Raw genomic sequence first — 3,311 nt, 5'->3', positions numbered from 1 at the left:
ATGATCGAGGCCGAAGAACAGGGTCTCGTTCAGGAACTCGTCGCGCAGGCGGCCCTGGAAGCTCTCGCAGATGCTGTTCTGCGTCGGCTTACCAGGCGCGATGTCATGCCAGGCATTTTCGGCGCGTGTTCCGATGAACTCCGCGCTTCGTGCCGCACCGTTAACGTCAACCCCGCGAATCGTGACGGGGGCATCGGCGGTGCCACCATCCCTAATGAACACCTCGCGGCTCAGCTTGTAGGCGCCTTGGTCAGCGCGCAGCAAGACCTCGCCGCCCGGTCCAGCCGCATCAATAAGCTTTGAGAGACTCGAGAGCGTGGCAGCATTGGCCCAAGATGAGCCATCTTTAGTTCCAGATCGGGCCAGTCATCGCGTGAGGAGTATGACGGAGGCGGCATGGAGGACGGCCTTGATGGATGTGACGGTAGCCCCCGCGTCTTCCCGAGCCGGCGGTTTTGGCTGATCTATGGAAAGAATTGCCCGGCCGCCCGCCGGGGTGGGTGCACTGCGAGCCCACTTTTTCTTCGGACTCTTTGACAATCTTGACCGGGATCACAGCTGCTGTGGCAGGTCAATCGCGGTCCACCATTTCGTCCGTCGGTGATAGGATGAATAGGGTCGGGGCTACTGCTTCAGGAGGTTGGTGGGGTGCCGATCACGTTTAGGGCGATCCTTGTTGCTGTAGCGACCCACATCCCGGGGCTGCAGAACATCACGATGCAGCGGACCGGAGGCACTAGTTCGGCGAGGTATTGCTACTCGGTCTGGCTTCGCCATCTCTCGATGTTGCACCAAAGTGGCCTTCCCACGAGATTTGGCACTGTCGTTGAGATCGGCCCCGGCGATACCCTCGGAGTAGGCCTTGCGGCCCTTCTCTCCTGTGCGGATCGATATGTAGCGCTCGATTCGGTCCGGTATGCTCAGGCGGATCGTAATCTCGCGGTGTTCGACAAGCTTGTAGAACTCTTCAAGGATCGCACCGCCATCCCAGATGATGCAGAGTTCCCACTCGTGAAGCCGCGGCTCTCCTCCGATACGTTTCCCTCGGACGTACTTCCCACGGGCCACTTGGATCGCATACTCTACCCAAGACGCCAGGCGGCCATCCGTGATGCTCTGAAGGATGCGGGGGGCACATCCACTGCTGCTGGTCTACTGAGCTACGTCGCCCCTTACGCAAAGGACTCAATTGAGGATCAAGTCGCTGATCTCGTGATTTCGCAAGCTGTCCTGCAGTATCCCAGTGATCTTCCCAGCGTCTATCGGGAGATGGACCGGTGGCTTAAGTGCGGTGGCGTAGTCTCGCACCAGGTCGACTTCAAATCGCACGGCGTTACCAAGGAATGGAACGGTCATTGGGCGTGCTCTGACTGGCTGTGGCAAGCCTTTCAAGGCAAGCGCAGGGGGCAACTCAATCGTGAGCCGCATTCGGCCCACCTGCGAATGCTCACGTCGCTGGGCTACCGCATTGTATGCGATAACCGGGTCGTGAGCGCATCCCGGCTTTCTCGTTCACAGCTCGCTCCGCGATTCGCTCACCTGTCTGACACAGATTTGACGACCAGCGGCGCCCTCATTCAGGCCCAAAAGCCAGGACAGCTCCATGCCTGGTGAGGTGAGGTGCCGTGACAGTTGTCAAGACCCTCATTGGAGGGAGGCTATCCGAGCGTTCCTGCAACGGGGAGCCCTTCCCCTGAAAGGGTTGAGAGACCTGGGAGGCATTCCGAGGGGGGCGACGCCCTCTCTGAAACCAAGCTATCGTTTCCCATGGCCAGCCGGACAGTCTCCTGTCCTTGATTGAGGCTTATCGGTGCCGCGGCTTGGCCGAGCGCCTCTTCTGACGCCTTTAGAACTGCGCCGCATCGCAACCTGATACGACCTCCTCGCGAGAAGCTCTCGTCTTGGCTGCAACCGAAGCGAACCGGATAAGTCTCCTGCCTTATATCGCCGTGAACCAGCCTCTTGCGCTGGCCAATGGCTTGGCGTGTAATAGTTGATCAGGATCTGGAGCTGCAACTGGCAGCGTAGTGTGGGTCGCCGTTTCCAACGGCCTGCTCCGCGGTAGTCTGCAACGAATAAATTGTCATGGCACGATCGCTGCGTCATCGTCTGTATAGCCTCGGGTTTGCGGTGATTGAAGCGACCGGAGCAGATCACTGGCTAGGCCCGCTTACAACCGGGCGCGGTGTCATCTTGATGTTCCATCGTGTGCGGCCCTGGAAGGCCCGGCCGTTTGCTCCAAACCAAATGCTCGAAATCTCGCCCGAGTTCCTGGATCTGTGCCTCTCCACATTAAAGGCTATGGGCTTCCGCCTGATTTCGCTGGACGACGTTCCGCATGCCGTGCGCGAACGTGCACCCAACCACCCCTTTGCGGTCCTCACCTTCGACGACGGATATCGGGACAATCTAGAGTTCGGCCTACCGGTTCTCCGCAAGCACAGTGCACCATGGACCATTTACGTGACTTCGCAATTCGCGGAGGGCACTGGCCGGCTCTGGTGGCTTGAATTAGAGGAAGCAGTCGCCACCTTACCCGAGATCCGCATTTGTGCTCCTGCTGGCCCTCCGATCTTGCTTCGATCTAAAACCGTGCGCGAGAAACTCGACGCCTTCACAGCCATCTACGGAATGATGCGCCGGAAGCCCCAAGCTGAGCTTGAGACCCTCCTGCAACCTCTTCGGGAGCAAGCCGGGACGGGCGGGGCGAACGCTGTGTGGGAGCACTGCCTCTCTTGGGACGAGCTGCGCGCCTTAGGTGAAGACTCCTCCGTGACAGTCGGAGCTCACACCTTGTCCCATCCGGTCCTTGCGAACGAGAGCCTTAACTCGAGTCGACGAGAAATTGCTCAGAGTCGACTGGTGATTGAGCAGCACCTCCGTCGTCCTGTCCGACATTTCGCCTATCCGTTCGGAGACAGAAGCGCAGTAGGGCCGCGCGAATTCGAGGTCACGATGGCCGCAGGTTATTCGACTGCCGTCACCACGCGCCCTGGTCACATCTTCAGCGCGCATGCCGATCACCTTCACGCTTTGCCTCGCGTTTCCATCAATGGCCTTTTCCAGAACGAACACGCACTTCGCTCTTTGTTAACGGGCACTGCCCTTTTCCTTTCGAACGGTGCGCGACGCGTCAATGTGGGATAGCTCATTAAGTAGCCGGCTTCACGTGGCTGCGAAGTGAGGTCCGATACGAATTAGCCTCTTCTTACATCGGATTAATCGCCGTAAACTACGGAACGATGCGGCTATGACACCTTGAAGGACTTATCTTTGCAACCTTGTCCAGAGTATTACATGGTTCTTAAGGC

At 58.6% G+C, this 3,311-nt stretch carries 2 protein-coding genes and 1 pseudogene; 2 read left to right on the top strand and 1 reads right to left on the bottom strand.

Going from position 1 to position 3,311, the window contains the following annotated elements; genetic code table 11:
* Positions 1–111 (bottom strand): annotated as a pseudogene (locus BN1233_RS45550) (integrase core domain-containing protein); the annotation flags it as partial.
* An 831-nt stretch (positions 112–942) separates the two neighbouring features.
* Here BN1233_RS45550 and BN1233_RS38515 point away from each other — a divergent pair.
* Together BN1233_RS38515 and BN1233_RS38510 are read left to right on the top strand one after the other, a co-directional pair.
* The gene (locus BN1233_RS38515) at positions 943–1,614 is read left to right on the top strand and encodes a methyltransferase domain-containing protein (RefSeq protein ID WP_147707780.1); all 672 of its coding nucleotides are present in this window, start codon (positions 943–945) and stop codon (positions 1,612–1,614) included.
* Between the two features lie 471 nt (positions 1,615–2,085).
* Positions 2,086–3,147, top strand: coding sequence for a polysaccharide deacetylase family protein (locus BN1233_RS38510; RefSeq protein WP_046868954.1), 1,062 nt, complete (start codon positions 2,086–2,088; stop codon positions 3,145–3,147).
* Positions 3,148–3,311: the final 164 nt, after the last annotated feature.

It is taken from the genome of Microvirga massiliensis (genome assembly GCF_001006805.1).
In the GTDB taxonomy this organism is placed as follows: Bacteria; Pseudomonadota; Alphaproteobacteria; order Rhizobiales; family Beijerinckiaceae; genus Microvirga; species Microvirga massiliensis.
The sequence above is the reverse complement of the archived record's forward strand: the minus strand, read 5'-3'. Positions and strand labels throughout refer to the sequence as shown.